This window comes from Cryobacterium sp. 10I1 (assembly GCF_035019805.1).
Lineage (GTDB): Bacteria > Actinomycetota > Actinomycetes > Actinomycetales > Microbacteriaceae > Cryobacterium > Cryobacterium glucosi.
Genome location: NZ_JASJVF010000049.1, coordinates 1 through 17,719, shown reverse-complemented (window position 1 = coordinate 17,719; position 17,719 = coordinate 1). Strand labels below are relative to the sequence as shown.

Sequence of the window (17,719 nt, the reverse complement as noted above, 5' to 3'; positions counted from 1 at the left end):
CCCAAAAACACGCAAAAGGCTCCCGCAGCCCGATCGCGCCGCCCCGGCTGGTTCGGCTGGATCACCGGGCTGCTGATTGCCGGTATCGTCCTCGCCGGGCTATACGGCGTCTTCGCCAGCGCGAACACCCCGAAGACGGCAGCCGCCGGTACGACGACGCAGTCGTCGTACGACGTCGGAACCCCCGGCATCGGTCAGGTCGCACCCGGATTCACCCTCGCCGACAACTCCGGCGGACAGGTGTCCCTGGCCGACTACTCCGGCAAAAACGTGCTGCTCTTCTTTCAGGAGGGCCTGGCCTGCGAACCATGCTGGACGCAGATCACCAGCCTGGAAACGGACGCCGCGAAGCTCCAGGCCGCGGGAATCGACGCCGTCGTGTCCATCACAACCGACCCGGCCCAGCAGATCGCTCGGAAAACCACCGACATGGGCCTGAAAACTCCGGTCCTGTCCGACCCCGACCTGGTCACTTCGAAAAAGTACCACGCCAACGAATTCGGCATGATGGGCACCAGCACCGATGGACACAGCTTCATCCTCGTCGGTCCCGACGGCACCATCACCTGGCGCGCCGACTACGGCGGGGCTCCGAAGTACACCATGTTCGTGCCCGTCGACCAGCTTCTCCTCGACCTGAAGACCGATACCACCTCATGATCGCCCTGACCCTGCTCACTCAAGGCGACTGCCCCTCCTGTATCGCGGGAAAGAGAGTACTTGCCGAATTGTCCGCCGAATTCGCCCTCCAGATCGACGAGGTCGACGTGAACAGCGACACCGGCCGCGCGATCGCCCGTGAGCAGCGCCTGGCCTTCACCCCCGGGCTCATAGCCGACGGCCTGCTGATCGCGCACGGGCGCCTATCTACCCGCGCCCTCCGGCGGAAATTCACCACCATGGTCAAGACCACCCAATCAACCCAACCAGAAGGATCCTGACATGCAGCAATTCCTGTACATCCTCCCCGCCCTGATCTGCCCCGTCGGCATGGGCCTGATGATGTGGTTAATGATGCGCGGACGCGGCCACGGCAAAATAGCCGACGGTCCCGAAGAACAGGAACTCGCCCGCCTGCGCGCCGAAGTCGCCGCCCTCCGTCCACACGCCACGGCATTCGATGAACGCCGCGGCACCGACATCCGTTGACGGCGTGCAGACCTTTCCGAACCAGACATCCGAGCACGTCACCGGGACCGTGAAATACGACGCGCTGCCACCGGTGGGTGGAGACCACTCCGTCACTCTCCTGAACTGTGGCGTGTATTCCGAGAACGTCCCCAATGAGAATGCGGTGCACTCTCTCGAGCACGGCGCCGTCTGGGTCACCTACGACGCTTCAACGGTGACGGGTGATCAGCTCGCAGCGCTGCGCGAAGTGATCCCCTCCACATACGCGATCCTCTCTCCGTTGTCCGGTCTTCCGTCGTCGATCGTCGCATCGGCATGGGGCGCGCAGCTCGACATCAGCGACCCTTCCGACCCCCGGCTCGCGGCATTCATTGCCCAGTACCGCGGGGCCACAACCGCTCCGGAACCGGGTTCGCCCTGCACCGTCGGCCTTGACGGTCCCGGCAAAGTGTCCTGACCCAACGCGATCCGGATCCCGCTCGATTGTCTTCCGAGCGACACACATCGGGTTCGGCTCGCCAACCAGGAGCACAGCATCGCCTGGACCCCTTCAGGCGATATGCGTCCGGCCCCTCACCGCGCGCGAGCCACCGAGGCGAACTCGGGCCGGAGGCCTCAGATCACAAGGGTCTGGTCAACGAGACCTTGGGCCACTCTCGACAACAGCAAGCGGTTGGTTCGGGCGTACGTCCGCAGCAGGATGAACGCTTCCTCCATGGAGATGCCGCGAGAGTGCGCAAGCACGCCTTTGGCCTGTTCGATCACCACTCGGGACGTCAGTGCGTTGGTGAGCTGTTCGCGAACGGACATGCTTTCCCGAAGCGTGCGTTCCTGCAGGATTCCAATCGTGGCCACGTCGGCTAGCGCCTGTGCGGCTCGAACGTCTCGGGGCGGCAAGGCTCCGGGAACGCTGGACAGCAGGTTGAGTGCACCGATCGTGGTCTCGCGCAACCGCAGTGGTATGGCGAAGACGGCAGCGAATCCCTGTTCCCGGGCGCTGTCCCGAAAACGTTGCCACTCGGGAGGGCTGTCCTCAACGTCCGGCAGCGATACGACAGAGCCTGTCGTGAAGGATTCCACGCAGGGGCCCGCACGGGCACTCAATTGCATGACTTCGACGAGCCTGCTCGCCTCACTGGTCGAGGCGATCACCTCCAACTCGCCGTCGGCATCCGCCAGGAGGATGCCCACCGCCGAGATGTCGAAGAGATCCGCGCAACTCTCGACCAGCGTCTGCAGAAGATCGACCACGTCATAGTCGGCCACGAGGGTGTCGGCGAGGGTCGCGAACGTGTCGATCAAGCGATCCTCGCGGGTGCTGTCAATCATGAGACCCTTCGATCTGCTTTTCGTTCACGGCAAAGCTCAATCGACGGTCGATGATCTCGGCTGAAATGTCGAGCATGGATCGTCCGGCGGCGAACGCATGTCCCTGGATCACGAGGAAGGCATCCGTGGCGGGAATGCCCAGCTGCGCCAGGACCATGCCCGTGGCCTGATGGATCTCCCGACGAGAGAATGCCCGCCGGGTGGCCGTGTCGGCCTCACCCACGAGGTCACTTTCGGACAGCCGGAGAGCTCGAGAGAGAACCATCCGGCTCACCACGGTTGCGAGGATCTCGATGTGCCGGATGTCTTGCTCACCGAGACGAAACGGGTGGTTCGTGTACAGGTCGATCGCCCCGATGCGCAGCGGGCCCAGCATCAATGGAAAAGCAAAGAGCGCACCGAAATCTTCGGCGATGATTGCTTCCGAAAAGGCCGGCCACACGTGGTTGGGCCGTTCACGGATGTCCGGCTCCAGGACTGGCGCCGCAGTCTCCAGCGCGTCCCAGCACGGGCCCTCACCAAGATCGAATTGCAGCTCGTCGAGCCGGAACGATTGCGCGTCGCTCGCGGAAATTGTTTCAGCGGCGAGAATGTGGCCGAACGTGGAGATGGACAGCCCGTCGACAGGCAACAGAGCCAGAAGGGGCTCATACAGGCGCGATTCGTCACCCGTCAGAGCGTTCAACGAGTCCTCCGTCGCGGCTAGTCGGTCAGGCATCGACATCGCACCCGCGATTCTTACTACCTGCTTGGTTCACACGCCTCCGTTGCATATCCGCAACGTACTCCACCGACTTCGGAATAACATCAATCGGCACAAACAGATTCGCATCGTCACGATCCCGACCCCCGTTGGCTACACCAGGGAGACGTGCCGTTCGCGGTCTGGCACCTACTTCGTCATCATCAGAGATCGTCCAGGTCCGGGTCACTCCATTCGCAGTCCGGGACTGCGATCGTTTCCAGGTACCCGTTCTGGCTCGGGGCGGAAGCCAGCACTTCGAGATTCGAGAGGTGAGTGACGGTCTCCGACGCATCGGGTTCAGGCCACGGTGATTCTTCTGGAATGACCAGGAACGGGCTTGCCGGTGCGAGGAGCAACGTTGCAGTCACGATCGTGCCGTTGATGAGAACAACGGGAATGCGCGCGACCGCGGAGCAGCTCTTGACATTGAGGACGACCAAAAGGGCAACGAGTGCGTCACCGATTCGATCTGCCGTCAAGAACGAGGCGCCACCGAACATAATTCGTCTCATGCTCCCACGCTGAACTCGTTTGCGGCCGGGCACAAGGCCTTGCACGCCCGTGCTGGGCTTGGGGCGCCTGACAGTGTCGCAACGGCCCTCGATCAGATGGCCTGCAAATCGGATATTGCCAGAATATTGCCAAACCCGAAAACGACCCTTCCGGGGCGCTTAAACAAGAAAGCCCGGTTCCCTCTATTTTCAAGGGAACCGGGCAATTGTGACCCCAGCGGGATTCGAACCCGCGTTACCGCCGTGAGAGGGCGATGTCCTAGGCCGCTAAACGATGGGGCCGTTTTTGCAACTTACCGAGTATGCCACACGGATCGGGTCCGCTCCAAACCGAGCAGACGACACGGCACGTCGTCGGCTTGCATCACCCGGCCATCTGGGTATTAGCTCGGTCCAGACACCCGACAGAACGGACCGAAATGAAACTGACCAAGCTCGAGCACGCGGCCCTGATCGTCGAGGTAGCGGGACGCAAGCTCTACATCGATCCGGGTTCCTACACGACGGCAGTGACCGACACGGCACGGGCGGATGCCGTCGTCATCACACACGAGCACCCGGACCACTGGACCCCCGAACAGCTCGACCGCATCATCGCCTTCAGCCCCGATGTGCGGATCTTCGGACCGGCGGGGGTCGTCGCAGCGGCATCGGGATACCCCGTCGAAGTCGTCCACGACGGCGACACCGTGACGGTCGGCGAGTTCACCCTTCGCTTCTTCGGGCGCACCCACGCCGTCATCCACTCCTCGATCCCCGTGATCGACAACGTGGGCGTGCTCGTCAACGACCGGTTGTACTACGCCGGCGATTCCTTCACGGTCCCGGCAGGAGTGGATGTCGACACGCTCGCCGTTCCGGCCGGCGCGCCTTGGTTGAAGATCAGTGAAGTGATCGACTACGTGCTCGCCGTGAAGCCGCGCCGCACCTTCCCGACCCACGAAATGCTGCTGTCGCGCGCAGGCAAGGACCTCTCCAATCTGCGCATCACCGCGGCGACCGAACAGGTCGGTGGGGAGTTCTTCGCCCTCGAACCGAACGAGACCCTCGACCTCTGAACCGCACCGGCCGACATCCGCTGGCGTGACACCCGGAATGCACGTCGTACGCTGGGATGACTGGGAGATGAATGTCGGCTGGTTCCCAGTCGTCTCCCAGCGAGCGCCGTGAATGTGCAGCTACTGTAAATTTATTGTCTGCGCACTGTTTTCGCCAGCATCCGCTGGCCATGACGGCTTCCGCGGGTCGAGCGAAGCGCTCCAGTCACCCAACGAAGGAAAGCCAGCATGAGTGTTCCCGTCCTGTCCGCGCAGGTCATAGGCAAGTCCTATGGCAGTGGAGCCAACCGCTTTGATGCGCTCAAGGGCGTTTCCCTCGACATCCAGGCGGGCGAGTCCGTCGCCATCGTCGGCAAGAGCGGCTCGGGCAAGTCGACGCTCATGCACCTTCTCGCGCTCCTCGACGATCCAGACTCCGGCGTTCTCCTCGTCGAAGGCACAGACGCCAAGAAGCTCAAGGCGAAGGAACTCAACCGGCTCCGCAACCAGGACTTCGGTTTCGTGTTCCAGCAGTTCTTCCTCACCGCGAATGCGACTGTGCTGGAAAACGTCGTCCTTCCCCTCACGATCGCCGGCGTCGGGGCCAAGGAGCGCAAGTCCCGCGGCATGGCCGCACTGGAACAGCTCGAACTGGCCGACAAGGCCAAGAACAAGGCGAAGAACCTTTCCGGTGGCCAGAAGCAGCGCGCGGTCATCGCGCCCGCGCTGGTGAACAACCCCAAGGTCATCTTCGCCGACGAGCCCACCGGAAACCTCGACTCCGCCACTGGAGCGGTCGTGGAAGACATCCTCTTCAAACTCAACAAGGAGAACGGCATCACGCTCATCATCGTGACCCACGACACAGAGCTCGCAGCCCGCTGCGACCGCCAGATCTTCATCCGCGACGGCCTCGAAGAGACCGCCGACTCCCCCACGGGAACCCACAAGAGAGGCGGGGCCCACTCGTGAAGTTCCTCGATATCGTCCGCTCCGCCATCCAGAACAGCTTCCGCAACAAGCTCCGCACCGGTCTCACCGTCGTCGCCATCTTCATCGGCGCCTTCACGCTGACGATCACGAGCGGCATCGGCACCGGCGTGACCGCCTACATCAACGGACAGGTTTCGGCGATCGGCGCCGCCGACGTGCTCACCATCACCAAGGCAGCGGATGCGACGGCCACGGCCAGCGACGGACCGGCTGCCTACGACCCGAGCAAGTCCACGACCGTGAGCCTCGGCAACGGGTCGCGCCCCGGCTCGACCATCCAGGCGCTGACCACGGCGGACCTCGCGAAGATCAAGGCGACCGCAGGCATCCTGAGCGTCGACCCCGCCGTGCGGGTTTCGCCGGACTACGTCGAATATGCCGGAAACGGAAAGTTCGAGCTCACGGTCAGCCAGACCGGGACCATCACGACGGCAGACCTCGCCGCGGGGGCTCAGCTCGACAACAGCAGTTCGAGCGACCAGCTCCTCCTGCCGACGACCTACCTCGACAACCTCGGCTACGCGGACGCCAAGGCGGCCGTCGGCACAACAGTCAGCATCGGCATCACCGACTACACCGGAACCCAGCAGACCGTCACGGCCACCGTCGTCGGCGTGCAGAACGAGACGCTCCTCGGCAGCGGAGCCGGGCTCAACCGGAGCCTCGTCGCCCACCTGCACACCGTCGCAACCACCGGTGAGCCCGCTGGAGTGTCCGCCGGCTATGCGACCGCGGTCGCGCACTTCGACGTCTCGGCGACGAAAGCACAGATCACCGCGATCAAGGATGACCTCAGCGCGCAGGGCTACTCCTCGCAGACAGTTGCCGACACGATCGGCGCCTTCGAGACCGTGATCAACGTCATCATCGGCGTGCTCAACGCTTTCGCAGTGATCGCCCTGATCGCCGCGGGATTCGGCATCGTCAACACTCTCCTGATGAGCGTGCAGGAACGTACCCGCGAAATCGGGCTGATGAAGGCCATGGGCATGAACGGCGGCCGCGTCTATGCCCTGTTCAGCATGGAGGCGGTCTTCATCGGCTTCCTCGGCAGCGCACTCGGCGTCATCGCGGCGATCGGTGTGGGTTCGCTCATCAGCAACCTCCTCGCGAACGGGATATTCTCGGCCCTGCCCGGTCTCCAGGTCGTGCAGTTCGCTCCGGCCTCGATCGCCATCATCGTCGGCGTGGTGATGCTGATCGCGTTCCTCGCCGGCACCCTGCCTGCGAGGGCCGCCGCACGTCAGAACCCCATCGACGCGCTGCGGTATGAGTAGCTCCGCGGCATCCACGCAGAGCACCCCCACCGGCCCGGGGCCCGACGAGGGGCTGCGCGCCCGCAAGCGCGCCGCCACCCAGGCCGCGCTCGAAGCAGCCGCGATCAGCCAGGCCAGTGAACACGGGTACCACCACGTCACCGTCGACATGATCTGCGAAGCAGCCCAGGTCTCCCAGCGCACCTTCTTCAACTACTTCGCGACGAAGGAGGCCGCCTTCCTCGGAGCGTCCCCTCCCATTCCGTCCGAGGGCGCGGTGAAGAGATTCATCACGGGCAACGGTGGATCCGTGCTCGCCGAACTCGTCCTGATGATCGAGTCCGCGATTGTCGCGAGCGAGCCGGACCGCGACGTTCTCCGGGCCAGGCGCACGCTCATCGAGAACACCCCCGAATTGTTCTCAAGCGAGATCATCCGTCTTGCCGAACTCGAAGACCGGCTCGCGGGCATCGTCCTCCAGCGTTTCGAGGCCCGCGGGCGCACGGAGGCGACCACGCCGGACATTCTCGACGAGGCGCACATGGTCGTCGGTCTGGCGGTCAGCATCCTCCGCTTCGCGATGCGCAAGGCATCGGAATCCGACTACTCCGCCGATCCCCGTGCCATCCTGCGCCATGCCATCGGGCTCGTCGAGCGCATCACCGGGGTCAATCCGTTCACAACGGATGCCCGTGAACCTCGGAGAGACTAGCTCACGGTAAGAGCTCCCTGTGTATCCACACAGTGCGGTTGCAAAACGTGAGGAATTGTCTACTTTGGTTCAGTAGAGACCTCACGCCGCGCTACTGAGTGCGAACGGAATGTCGCAACTGAATCACCGCACACCTTCGACGAGTCAGCCCGTGGTAACGCTGACCAGCACAATCGAGCACAAGGAACCCGATCCCTATGCCACCAGAAACGACAGTGTCCGCTGACCCCGGCTACGCGTTCGACTGGGGCGCCATCGGGAATGCGGTTGTGCACGACGCGGCAGTCGTGGTTTCCTATTTTCCCCTGGCGATTGCGGGAACCATCGTCTGGGGACTCTGGCTCTACCGCTTCATTCTGTCGCATCGGGCCCCGCCGATCGTCACCGACTTCCGGACGTCGACCTCCGTGATCGTGCCCTCATTCCACGAGGATCCGGACATCCTGTTGAGCTGTCTCGATACGTGGCGGGCCCAGAATCCCGACGAGATCCTGATCGTGCTCGACGTCGCGGACGTCGACACCTACGAACGCATCGTCCGGATCGGCGATCCACGTGTCCGGCCGATCCTCTTCCACCACGTCGGCAAGAGGTCAGCACTCGGGGCCGGGATCAGGGAGGCGAGGCACACCCTGCTCGTCCTGACCGACTCGGACACCTGGTGGGAGCCTGACCTGCTCCGGAACGTGCAAATGCCCTTTGAAGACCCCTTGGTCGGGGCGGTCGGCACCCGGCAGAACGTCTACCAGAGCGGCACGAGCGTCTGGCGACGGATCGCAGACTGGCTGGTCGACCTGCGCTACCTCGACTACGTCCCCGCCATGGGACGGGCAGGGGCTGTGCCCTGCGTGTCCGGACGGACCGCGGTGTACCGCCGTGCCGCGGTCCTGCCCGTGCTCGACCATCTCGAGAACGAATTCTTCCTGGGCCGACGCTGCATCTCCGGCGATGATGGCCGGCTGACGTGGCTCGTGCTCGCCTCGGGCTACAAGACCGTGCACCAGGCATCCGCGCGCGCTCTCTCGATGTTCCCGACCGGCTTCCGTGCGTTCGTGAAGCAACGCGTGCGCTGGAGTCGCAACTCCTACCGGTGCTACCTCACGGCCATGGCCAGGGGCTGGCTCTGGCGGGTACCGTTCATCACCAAGGTGACCGTCCTGCAGATCCTCCTCACCCCGCTCACGATGGGTATCACCCTGTTCTACCTGGTCTTCAGTCGCCTCGAGTTGAGCGTCGCCGGGTTCGCGGCAGCCATCGGCTGGCTGCTTCTCGGCCGCGGCATCCGTGGGATCTCACACCTGCGCCGCCACCCGAAGGACCTGTTGCTCCTGCCGCTGCTCGCCCTCGCCGTCATCCTCGTCGCCCTCCCGATCAAGACGTATGCCCTCGTCACCATGAACAAGCAGGGCTGGCTCACCCGCCACAACGACACCATCGGCGGTGACGGCCAGGACGCGCGCACCCTTACCCAGGCGGCGGTGGCCCCGTGACCCGGACCAGGGTTGCGCCGGTCCGGGTTCCCCGCACCCGGACACCGAGGGTGACGGTGATCGCGAGCAGGCACCGCCAGTCGGGGCGTCCTCCCGGCGCACGTTTCGTGCTGCTGGGCATGCTTGCCGGCATCCTCGCCGGGGTACTCGCGGCAGCGCTCATCCTCGTCGCAACGGGAGTGTTCCGCTCCCCCACGAGCGCCTTCGGGCGGGCCGAGATCGCGCGCAACGGAAATGTCCAGGGCGTGCTCTATCCCGGAGACCCGACCCGCGAGACGAGCCTCGTGAACGCGGAGAAGGCCCGGCTCAGTTATGTCCGCAGCGTCTCGGCATCCGCCCAGTGGCGGGTCGCCGGGATCCAGGGCCCCTACCGACTCACCACGGGCAGTTCCGTGACTCTCGTCCTGCCGGCCCGTGCACAGCCCTACCTCGTGTCCGACCTGCTCACCCTCGCCCCGACGACCTTTGTGCGGCAACCGGACGGCGGTTATCTGCTCTCCGAGAACATCGTCGTCCTGACCGGCGCGACCCTGTCTCTGACCGCGACGGATGGGCTCACCCTGCGGCTCCGCAGCGACCCGAGCACGTTCGTGTCCGTGATCGGACTCGGCGGCTCCGTCCTCATCAACGGCACGGCGACGGCCCCCGTGGCGATCGAGAGCTGGAACACCCGGACCGGGGCGGTCGACACCGACACGTCCGACGGTCGCGCCTATCTCCGGATGATCGACGGCACGGTCTCGGTCGGGCACGCGCGCATCGCGAACCTCGGGTTCTGGAGCGGGGAGACGGGCGGGCTCGCGCTCTCAGGGACGGATGCCTCCGGTACGGACACGTCAGGAGCCGACGGCTCGGTCACGGCGGATGCTTCCGGCACGGCCGATACCTCCGCCCCGGCCGGCGCAGGCCCGCTCGCAGGCGCCCCTCTCGCCGGCGCCCCCGTGCTCCCTCCCGAACTCCTGCGTGCTCCCGCCGGATCCGTCGCCTCGAGCGGGCCCTCCGCAGCGACCCTGTCCGCCGGGTTCCAGGACGTCACGATCGACGGCAACGCCTTCGGTCTTTTCATCACGCACGCCGCCGGCGTCACCATCACCGACACCCGGATCATGAACAGCCTCGTCGACGGCCTCGTCTTCCATCGGTTCGTTACCGACACGACGGTAACCCGGACGAGCTCCGTCAACAGCGGCGTCGACGGATTCACGGTGGCCAGATCGAGCTCGGGGATCATGTTCGACCAGATCACCGCAACGGACAACGGGCGTAACGGAGTGTCGATCGACGGCCGCTCGCTGGCCGACGGTCCGAGTGCCATCGGAACCGGTGTGGAATCCTTCGGTTCGAGTACAGTGACCCGCAGCACGGTCGAAGACAACCGGAGGTACGGGATCGAACTCAGCGGAGGTCAGGCGCTCGGGGTGTACTCGAGTCTCATCGCACGCAACGATATGGGCATCGTGCTCGACGACGGGGCATCGGGTGTCGTCGTGGCCGGAAATACCCTGAAGGACCAGGCCCGCCAGTCGATCGCGATCCGGGACCGGGTCACCGACACGAGTGTGCGCAACAACGCGATCAGCGGCAGCCAGACCGGCGTGTACGTTCGAAACGCCGGTGCCAGTGTCACCGACAACACCATCCGAGCCGTCTCCAACCACGCCGTGAGCCTCGTCGGGGACGCCAGGTCGGTGAGGGTCGTGAGCAACGCGCTCTCGGGCTCCGGCGCCGTTCCGGTGTGGGACGAGACCTCGTCGGGGGCCGTCGTCGCAGGCAACAACCTCGCCGGCTGGCAGCGCGCGACGACGGCAATCACCGTTGCGCGGTTCGTGTTCCAGCCACTCACCGTGGTCTGGCTGTTGCTCGCGCTGTTGCTTCTCGTGACGGCACTCACCCGCAGCGGTCCCCAGTTCGGTGCGATCCGGCATCCGTACGCCGAGCGTGTACCGCTCACGTCGCTCTCACGCGGCATCGTTTCGCGCGAGTCCGTCGGCGGCGCCCCCTGATGCCCGATAGCGACGACCGGGCGGATGCCCCGGCGCGCCGCCGCACGCCGTCGCGCCTCCAGTGGGTGCTCACCGTCGGCATCCTCGGCCTTGCGATCATCGGCGTCGCCGTCATGGCCATCGTCGCCATCACCGGCCAGACCCAGAACATCACCCAACCCACCTCACCCCCGTCGACGGCACAGGCTCCTCCGGTACCAGAGACCGTGGCCGGCTGCCCGCCGTTCACGGTCACGGTGACGACCGCGCGCGAGCTTCAGGCGGCCCTCGACGCTGTGAATCCCGGGACCGTGATCGGTCTGGCCCCCGGCGTCTACCAGGGCACCTTCACGCTCCGCAGTGGAGGCACCGCCGATGCGCCGGTTGCGCTCTGCGGCACGGCAGGGAGCATCCTCGACGGTGGCGGCGTGCAGGGCGGATACGTGCTTCACCTCGATCGGGTCGCCTACGTGCACCTGGTCGGGTTCGCCCTACGCAACGGCCAGAAAGGCGTGATGGCGGACCAGACCCGGAACTCGCTCATCCAGGGCCTCCAGGTATCCCAGATCGGCGACGAGGCGGTGCACCTCCGCAACAACAGCACAGACAACCGCGTCGCCGACAACCAGATCAGCGACACCGGCCTCCGCCGGCCGAAGTTCGGTGAGGGCATCTATGTCGGAACGGCCGAGAGCAACTGGTGCGACGTGAGCGGGTGCGAGCCGGACCGGAGCGACCGGAACACGATCATCGGCAACAAAATCTCGGCGACGACCGCGGAAAGCGTCGACATCAAGGAGGGCACAAGCAACGGAATCCTCCAGCAGAACAGCTTCGACGGTTCGGGAATCACCAGCGCCGATTCCTGGGTCGATGTCAAGGGCAACGGCTGGATCATCGATGGCAACACCGGCGTCAACTCGCCGATGGATGGGTTCCAGACGCATGAGATCCTCGACGGCTGGGGTGTGGGCAACACCTTCCGTAACAACGAGGCCACGGTGAACGGCCCCGGCTACGGCTACGCGCTCAAGCCGGCCAACAACAACGTAGTCGAGTGCAGCAACACGTCCGCCGACGCCGGCGAGGGTTCCTCGAACGTCCGGTGCGCCGACGGTTGACCCCCGGGAAAACCAAATGTTCATTTGAGTTTTCCTCAGGACCGTGTATCGTCGTGTGAACTAAACGTTCCAAGTTTCCGGCAGCATTCTTGCCGTAATCTGCAGGCTGCTGTTGATCCCCGCCCCGCCTCTGCCATCGTGCACGCGACCGGTTCGGCTCCTGTCTTATTACAGGGTGCTGCCGATGTCACTTGCCTTATTCTGTCGACGCTTTCGTACCGTCGACGACGTTCCGTAGTGCCCTGTCCACTCCGACGGGGAGTTGTCGATCTCGTGGTCCACCCGAGGTTCGACCGGTTAGGCATTCTTCCTGTTCCACACCACAGGAAGCTGCTGATTTCGTGCTCCACTCATTCACCCACCCGTCCCGCTCATTCCCACTCTCCCCCGACACCCGGCGACTTTCGCCGCGCCGCATCGCCGCAGCCGCCCTCCTGACCGGCGCCGTCGCGGTGGCGGGGGTCGTGCTCACCCCCGGACCGGCCCACGCCGCCACGGTCACGAACGTGTCGACATCCGCTCAGTTGAAGACCGCACTCGGCAACGCGAAGCCCGGCGACACCATCCACCTCACGGACGGCACCTACACCGGCAAATTCGAGGCCTCCTCCGTCGGAACAGGTGCGGCGCCGATCACCCTCACCGGTTCACGAGCCGCCGTGCTCACCACCGGGTCGACCGGTTCCGGTTACGCTCTGCACGTCACGGGAGGACACTGGAACCTCACGGGGTTCCGGGTCGACAAGGCCGCCAAGGGCATCGTTCTGGACGATTCCGACTACACGGTCATTTCCAGCGTCGACGTCGGACACATCGGCCAGGAGGGTGTGCACGTCCGCCACAGCAGCACGAACGTCGTGCTGCGCAACTCCTACGTGCACGACACCGGACTCACCTCGGCGAGCTATGGCGAAGGCGTCTACGTCGGCAGCGCGAACAGCAACTGGAGTTCTGTCATGGGCTCCTCGTCCAGCCCGGACAAGTCCGACAACGTGCTGATCCAGGACAACCGGATCGAGGACAACCCCGCGGAGGCGATCGACATCAAGGAAGGCACGACCGGCGGACGCATCACCGGCAACACCTTCCGCCATTCCGGCTACTCCGGCGACAACTCGGCCGATTCCTGGGTCGACGTGAAGGGTAACGGCTATTCGGTCTCGGGCAACTCCGGATCCTCGACCCTCGAGGACGCGTTCCAGGTGCACTCCGTGCTCTCCGGCTGGGGCGGCGGGAACGATTTCGCCGGCAACACGGTCACCGGCGGCGTCCCCGGCTACGAGGTCAACAACGCCTCGAAGACCGCGGGCAACGTGGTGCATTGCAAGACCTCCGGTGCCGGAAGCGGCCTCACCAACAAGGGTTGCAAGTAAGTCTCACGCCTCCGCACGGAGTTGCGGAGAAAACACATTCCCACCCCCACCGAGGTGTTTTCTCCGCAACTGACCGACCGCCCAGTGGCACCTCGCATTGACCGCGCGACGCAATGGCCGCATGATGGCCACACAGGGCGAGCCGTCCTGCCGAGAGAGCGGACGAATCCCATGAGTGACACCGGTGCGTTTCAAATTGTTGTGGGCGTGGATGGATCAGAGCCGTCAGTGAAGGCGCTCGAGTGGGCGATCGTCGAGGCGAAGCTGCGGAGCGCAGAGCTCACCATCGTCACGACGTGGTCGTATCCGATCATGGCGGGGACCCCGGGAGATATCGTTCCAGAAGACTCCTTCAAAGAGGTCTGTGAGCGCATCCAGGCCGAGGCTCTCACAGCCGCGACCGATGCCGGCCTCACCGCGACAGGCCGCATCGTGCGCGGTAGTGCGGTCACCGTGCTCCTGGAGGCCGCCGAATCCGCCAGTCTCCTCGTCGTCGGCTCGCGGGGCCGCGGCGGCTTCACGGGCCTGCTGATGGGGTCGGTCTCCAACCAGCTCGTGCATCACGCCGCGTGCCCCGTGCTCGTCGTCCGGTCGAAGCGCGCCCCGCTGTCCCAGGGGTGACACCAGCGCCCGGGGCCCTGTGACTATCTACTCGGCCGGCAGAGCAGCACGATCAGGATGATCACACCGACGATCGGGAGCAACAGGAACCAGAGCCATTTCCAGGAGAAGCCCGCATCCCGCAGGCGCCGGACCGCGACTGCGAGGAACGGCAGCACGATGACCACGATCCAGAGCGTGGAGAACAACCCGAACGCCGACGTGGGATTGATCGTCGAATCCAGGGTGCTGAGCGCGAAGTCGACGATCGTCACGAAGAGCACCCACCACCAGTACTCTGAGCGGCGGGCGACTCCGGTGAACTGGCCGTATTGGCTGAACACGGACGAGATCGCTTGGCCGAAGGTCATTGGGGTTCCTGACTCAGAAGATGGATGCCGGTGCTACCGGACGTCCTTTCATCCTCCCAGATCCCGGCTAGCGGGTCTTGAGGTGGCGCATCTTGACGATGCTCACGGCGCCGGCGCCCGCAACGCCGTGCAGGCGAACGTGGACGTGATCACACGCGCTAGGTAATCCTGAAGGCCGCCATGGCGTTGTCGAGGAACTCACCGAATGGCCGCTGCTGATCCGACTCAAGCCACGCCACGCGTGCCGCCTGAACGATGGCCGCAGGTCGAGGGTCGCTCGCAGTCACGCTCCCGGCGAGCCGGGTGACCACTCGCCCGACGAGCAGCTCCTGCACCCGCTGCATCTTTTCGAGGTAGCGAGCGTTCAGCTGGGCGCTCCCCCGCACGATGCGCTCCATCGCATGGTTCGTCACCGGTTCGTCCACGGGCTTAGACCGCCCCGCGCCGGGTGTTCTTCGGCGAGATGGCCACGCAGGCCGTGCCCCACCTGCTCAACCAGCGTCTCGCCGAGCTGGCCGAGTGGAACCCCGTGTCGCTCCTCGCCGAAGGCAAATAACACCGTGGCGACCGTGCGGGCACCCTCATCAACCGAGCGATGCCCGCAGGTGAATCGCCGAGGACGGAGTCAGGAGCGGGTCGCGACCTCATCCCGCGAAAGCTCGATTCCGGCGAATGTGGGGTCGTCGTCGAAGGACTTGATGCGAGCCACCTGGTAGATGATCAACGCATAGACCGCCTTGGCGAGAATATCGGCGACGGAATAGCCGACCTGCTTGTAGACCCAGGCATCCGATCCGGAGATGTTGAGCAGCGGCAGCAGGTACGCGATCGGGTAGACGCCCCAACTGAGCAGGAGCAGGAACCGCAGCTGGCTCAGGATCTTGCGGACACCGGTCGGCTGCTGGTCGAGGGACTTGCTCAGTTGGACGAAGAGCACGAAGAGGATGTAGGCGAACGGGATGGTTGACAGCAGACCGAACAGTCCGCGAAGGCCATTGTCGCCGCTGATCTCCCCCGGATAACCGAGGATGATCATGAGCGCCGCGGCGGGAACGAGCCTCCGCAGGAGCGCCGACTGGACGGACCGCACGAGGGCGAGTACGGCGACGAGCTCGACGAGGAGCAACGGAACGGTGAGGAGCCAGTCGACGTAGCGGTAGCCCTCGTTGAAGCCGGCGCCGACGGCCTGAGAGTAGTCGCCCGTACCGCCGACGGCATCGGTCACGAACGCCGCCTTGAACGAGTCGAAGATGCGGAAGTAGTGGTAGGCGGCGATGCCGCAGACCACGATGGCCACCGTGATGGCCTGGCGGTACCGCGGCAGGATACGAGGCAGGGCGATCACGAGGAAGACAGCGGTGAAGAGCTGCGCCGCGATGACGAGCGACAGGAAGTTGTAGACGGTCTCGTACTGTCCGTGCGAGAGGATATCTGGAATCATGGCGTACTCCGTAGAAGTTCAGCGTTCCCTAGATAACTTAGTGTTTCAATTACATAGTAAGTAAGCTAAATCGTCAACATCTTTTTGGCCCGATTTCGCTAGGATCAGGTACACCAGTCGTGACGACACAAGGCTCGCTCCAGCGCAGGCCGGAGGAAACATGGACCACTCGGAACGGCCCCCGCACACGCTCAGTGGCTTTCCGGCCGCAGCTACCGAATTCGTGAGCGCCCTCGACGGCAACCGCCACCGCATCGCCGAGCGCGCCGGCGTCTCCGGAACCGAACTCCGTGCGCTCTTCCGGATCGCACGGATGGGGTCCATCACTCCGAAAGACCTCGCAACCCACCTCGGAATGACGACGGGAGCCGTGACAGCGATCTCCCGCCGCCTGGTCGACATCGACCTGCTTCATCGAATCGACCACCCCGGCGATCGCCGCAGTCTCTACCTGGAGCTGACTCCCCACGGACACGACGTCATGGGCGAGATCCACCGCGACTTCACCGACATGCTGTCGGCCTCCACCACGACACTGGACGCCGCGCAGCTCGAAGCGTTCACCGCTGCGCTCGCATCGGTAGCCGCTGAGGTGCGGATCAGATCGGCACAGCTCTGAGGCCTGGCCGGAACCTACACTGTCGGCGGATGCGTCATGTCGGTGAACGACAGAGCCGAGTCCCAGGCGAGACGACTGGAGGCCTCTCCCCGACCTGTGCGCACCCGATAAGCCGCCCACCGCGCGTAGCGCCCATCGGCCCGCCGCGCCAGCACCGGCACGGCACGCAGGTGCACGCCCTCCCTCGGCAGTTCTTCCCCCGGGAACGTCAGGGGCGTTGGACGTAGGGTGATTCCCCTCGGCAGGACGGGAACTCCGTCGCGCAGCAATGCGGCTTTGCGCAGCGATACCTGACCGGGCGTCAACGCCACGGGTGCCAGCGGGATCCAGTGCGCGGGCACGACGGATTGCAACCTGTACGCCCGCTCCCCCTGGGTGAGGCCCTCCGGCCACGGATCGGGGACGGGCGGACGCTCGCTCGCGCGCCGCCGCGGATCCCCGCTTCGCCCCTGTACCGAGTTCTCGATGGCCCAGGCCATGTTGGCCATCTCGTCGCGCAAGAACAGCACGTCTTCGAGGGCCTCGCCCACGAGTGTGCCGACGGCCACGGGAGGCAGCACGATGCCGGGGAGCATCCGTCCGGCCGCCGAGGCAACGCCGAACATGGTGAACGCGGGATCGGCGAGCTCCGGAACCGTCACCACGTCGCCGAAGTCGTCGGTCAGGGTGACGGTTCCGACCCTGTTGACCGCGCCGAGCAGGCCGTCGACAGGCACGGCCAGCCAGTCATCACCCGAGGACAATGCGAATTCGGCAAGGCAGAGCCGTGCGAGGTCATTCGTCTGCGCCTCGATGGCGCCCACGTCGACCGCGCCGTCCTCGAGCTGCCAGTAGCGGTCGGCCGGCATGCCGGGGAACCGCAGCGGAGTGGCGAGCATAGTCGCCTCGCTGCCGACGGGGGTGCCGGCCGGTGCCTCGTCCGGCAGCCCGGCGCTGGCGCCCTCGACCCATTCGAGGTCGCTCCAGCGTACGGATGCCGAGCCGAATTGGGTGCCCCGGGCGAACAC

General features: G+C 65.0%; 21 protein-coding genes and 1 tRNA gene. 14 read left to right on the top strand and 8 right to left on the bottom strand.

Annotation, left to right across the window (positions count from 1 at the left end):
• The 4 genes from QN345_RS06940 to QN345_RS06925 form a co-directional block, all read left to right on the top strand.
• Positions 1–660, top strand: a 660-nt coding sequence (locus tag QN345_RS06940; protein WP_323508532.1) for a peroxiredoxin family protein, incomplete at its 5' end; no start/stop codon positions are given.
• A 68-nt stretch (positions 661–728) separates the two neighbouring features.
• On the top strand, positions 729–941 hold the full coding sequence (locus QN345_RS06935) for a hypothetical protein (RefSeq protein WP_323508531.1): 213 nt from the start codon (positions 729–731) through the stop codon (positions 939–941).
• 1 nt (position 942) lies between these two features.
• Positions 943–1,149 carry a hypothetical protein gene (locus tag QN345_RS06930; RefSeq protein WP_322189818.1) on the top strand — a complete coding sequence of 69 codons (207 nt, stop codon included), beginning with the start codon at positions 943–945 and terminating at the stop codon, positions 1,147–1,149.
• A 4-nt stretch (positions 1,150–1,153) separates the two neighbouring features.
• A complete protein-coding gene (locus QN345_RS06925) occupies positions 1,154–1,588 on the top strand; it encodes a DUF3105 domain-containing protein (protein ID WP_323508530.1) in 435 nt (144 codons plus the stop codon).
• A gap of 158 nt (positions 1,589–1,746) precedes the next feature.
• Here the strand turns inward: QN345_RS06925 and QN345_RS06920 are convergent, their stop codons facing one another.
• The 4 genes from QN345_RS06920 to QN345_RS06905 form a co-directional block, all read right to left on the bottom strand.
• Positions 1,747–2,460: a GAF and ANTAR domain-containing protein gene (locus tag QN345_RS06920; protein ID WP_322189820.1), complete on the bottom strand. Its 714-nt coding sequence runs from the start codon at positions 2,458–2,460 to the stop codon at positions 1,747–1,749.
• The gene (locus tag QN345_RS06915) at positions 2,453–3,145 is read right to left on the bottom strand and encodes a GAF and ANTAR domain-containing protein (protein ID WP_134560796.1); all 693 of its coding nucleotides are present in this window, start codon (positions 3,143–3,145) and stop codon (positions 2,453–2,455) included. The genes QN345_RS06920 and QN345_RS06915 overlap by 8 nt, the downstream gene beginning before the upstream one ends.
• Positions 3,146–3,366: 221 nt before the next feature.
• Entirely contained in the window at positions 3,367–3,684 is a 318-nt protein-coding gene (locus tag QN345_RS06910; protein ID WP_323508529.1) for a hypothetical protein, read from the bottom strand.
• Between the two features lie 242 nt (positions 3,685–3,926).
• Positions 3,927–3,999, bottom strand: a tRNA-Glu gene (locus QN345_RS06905).
• A 137-nt stretch (positions 4,000–4,136) separates the two neighbouring features.
• Between QN345_RS06905 and QN345_RS06900 the strand changes: the two genes are divergently transcribed.
• The 9 genes from QN345_RS06900 to QN345_RS06860 all read left to right on the top strand — a co-directional run bounded on the left by QN345_RS06900 (position 4,137) and on the right by QN345_RS06860 (position 14,302).
• Positions 4,137–4,775, top strand: a complete 639-nt coding sequence (locus QN345_RS06900) for an MBL fold metallo-hydrolase (RefSeq protein ID WP_134447433.1) — start codon at positions 4,137–4,139, stop codon at positions 4,773–4,775.
• Between the two features lie 228 nt (positions 4,776–5,003).
• The gene (locus tag QN345_RS06895; protein ID WP_323508528.1) at positions 5,004–5,726 is read left to right on the top strand and encodes an ABC transporter ATP-binding protein; all 723 of its coding nucleotides are present in this window, start codon (positions 5,004–5,006) and stop codon (positions 5,724–5,726) included.
• Entirely contained in the window at positions 5,723–7,024 is a 1,302-nt protein-coding gene (locus QN345_RS06890) for an ABC transporter permease (RefSeq protein ID WP_134447431.1), read from the top strand. The genes QN345_RS06895 and QN345_RS06890 overlap by 4 nt, the downstream gene beginning before the upstream one ends.
• Positions 7,017–7,715 (top strand): TetR/AcrR family transcriptional regulator, encoded by a 699-nt coding sequence (locus QN345_RS06885; RefSeq protein WP_134447429.1) that lies wholly within the window; start codon positions 7,017–7,019, stop codon positions 7,713–7,715. The genes QN345_RS06890 and QN345_RS06885 overlap by 8 nt, the downstream gene beginning before the upstream one ends.
• Before the next feature lie 197 nt (positions 7,716–7,912).
• Positions 7,913–9,205: a glycosyltransferase gene (locus QN345_RS06880; protein ID WP_322135602.1), complete on the top strand. Its 1,293-nt coding sequence runs from the start codon at positions 7,913–7,915 to the stop codon at positions 9,203–9,205.
• The gene (locus QN345_RS06875; protein WP_322140868.1) at positions 9,202–11,208 is read left to right on the top strand and encodes a right-handed parallel beta-helix repeat-containing protein; all 2,007 of its coding nucleotides are present in this window, start codon (positions 9,202–9,204) and stop codon (positions 11,206–11,208) included. Before QN345_RS06880 ends, QN345_RS06875 begins: the two co-directional genes overlap by 4 nt.
• Positions 11,208–12,308 (top strand): right-handed parallel beta-helix repeat-containing protein, encoded by a 1,101-nt coding sequence (locus QN345_RS06870; protein WP_323508527.1) that lies wholly within the window; start codon positions 11,208–11,210, stop codon positions 12,306–12,308. The genes QN345_RS06875 and QN345_RS06870 overlap by 1 nt, the downstream gene beginning before the upstream one ends.
• 341 nt (positions 12,309–12,649) lie before the next feature.
• Positions 12,650–13,681 (top strand): right-handed parallel beta-helix repeat-containing protein, encoded by a 1,032-nt coding sequence (locus QN345_RS06865; protein WP_166790660.1) that lies wholly within the window; start codon positions 12,650–12,652, stop codon positions 13,679–13,681.
• A gap of 171 nt (positions 13,682–13,852) precedes the next feature.
• Complete coding sequence (locus tag QN345_RS06860) at positions 13,853–14,302, top strand: universal stress protein (protein WP_134447419.1); 450 nt, start codon at positions 13,853–13,855, stop codon at positions 14,300–14,302.
• Between the two features lie 23 nt (positions 14,303–14,325).
• On the opposite strand, the gene QN345_RS06855 is transcribed toward QN345_RS06860, so the two are convergent.
• The 3 genes from QN345_RS06855 to QN345_RS06845 form a co-directional block, all read right to left on the bottom strand.
• Complete coding sequence (locus QN345_RS06855; RefSeq protein WP_134559367.1) at positions 14,326–14,652, bottom strand: DUF805 domain-containing protein; 327 nt, start codon at positions 14,650–14,652, stop codon at positions 14,326–14,328.
• Between the two features lie 158 nt (positions 14,653–14,810).
• Positions 14,811–15,065, bottom strand: coding sequence for a hypothetical protein (locus QN345_RS06850; RefSeq protein ID WP_323508526.1), 255 nt, complete (start codon positions 15,063–15,065; stop codon positions 14,811–14,813).
• 212 nt (positions 15,066–15,277) lie between these two features.
• Complete coding sequence (locus tag QN345_RS06845; protein ID WP_134447413.1) at positions 15,278–16,093, bottom strand: bacteriorhodopsin; 816 nt, start codon at positions 16,091–16,093, stop codon at positions 15,278–15,280.
• A 160-nt stretch (positions 16,094–16,253) separates the two neighbouring features.
• On the opposite strand from QN345_RS06845, the gene QN345_RS06840 reads away from it, so the two are divergent.
• Positions 16,254–16,712, top strand: coding sequence for a MarR family winged helix-turn-helix transcriptional regulator (locus QN345_RS06840; protein ID WP_134447412.1), 459 nt, complete (start codon positions 16,254–16,256; stop codon positions 16,710–16,712).
• 14 nt (positions 16,713–16,726) lie between these two features.
• Here the strand turns inward: QN345_RS06840 and QN345_RS06835 are convergent.
• Positions 16,727–17,719 (bottom strand): hypothetical protein (locus tag QN345_RS06835; RefSeq protein WP_323508525.1); only part of this gene is annotated, 993 nt, incomplete at its 5' end.

Bases quoted from the DNA above. Each gene is read 5' to 3' on its own strand.
- QN345_RS06930 (WP_322189818.1), top strand. From the start codon at position 943: ATGCAGCAATTCCTGTACATCCTCCCCGCCCTGATCTGCCCCGTCGGC.
- QN345_RS06920 (WP_322189820.1), bottom strand. From the start codon at position 2,460: ATGATTGACAGCACCCGCGAGGATCGCTTGATCGACACGTTCGCGACC.
- QN345_RS06900 (WP_134447433.1), top strand. From the start codon at position 4,137: ATGAAACTGACCAAGCTCGAGCACGCGGCCCTGATCGTCGAGGTAGCG.
- QN345_RS06895 (WP_323508528.1), top strand. From the start codon at position 5,004: ATGAGTGTTCCCGTCCTGTCCGCGCAGGTCATAGGCAAGTCCTATGGC.
- QN345_RS06885 (WP_134447429.1), top strand. From the start codon at position 7,017: ATGAGTAGCTCCGCGGCATCCACGCAGAGCACCCCCACCGGCCCGGGG.
- QN345_RS06880 (WP_322135602.1), top strand. From the start codon at position 7,913: ATGCCACCAGAAACGACAGTGTCCGCTGACCCCGGCTACGCGTTCGAC.
- QN345_RS06870 (WP_323508527.1), top strand. From the start codon at position 11,208: ATGCCCGATAGCGACGACCGGGCGGATGCCCCGGCGCGCCGCCGCACG.
- QN345_RS06860 (WP_134447419.1), top strand. From the start codon at position 13,853: ATGAGTGACACCGGTGCGTTTCAAATTGTTGTGGGCGTGGATGGATCA.
- QN345_RS06855 (WP_134559367.1), bottom strand. From the start codon at position 14,652: ATGACCTTCGGCCAAGCGATCTCGTCCGTGTTCAGCCAATACGGCCAG.
- QN345_RS06845 (WP_134447413.1), bottom strand. From the start codon at position 16,093: ATGATTCCAGATATCCTCTCGCACGGACAGTACGAGACCGTCTACAAC.
- QN345_RS06840 (WP_134447412.1), top strand. From the start codon at position 16,254: ATGGACCACTCGGAACGGCCCCCGCACACGCTCAGTGGCTTTCCGGCC.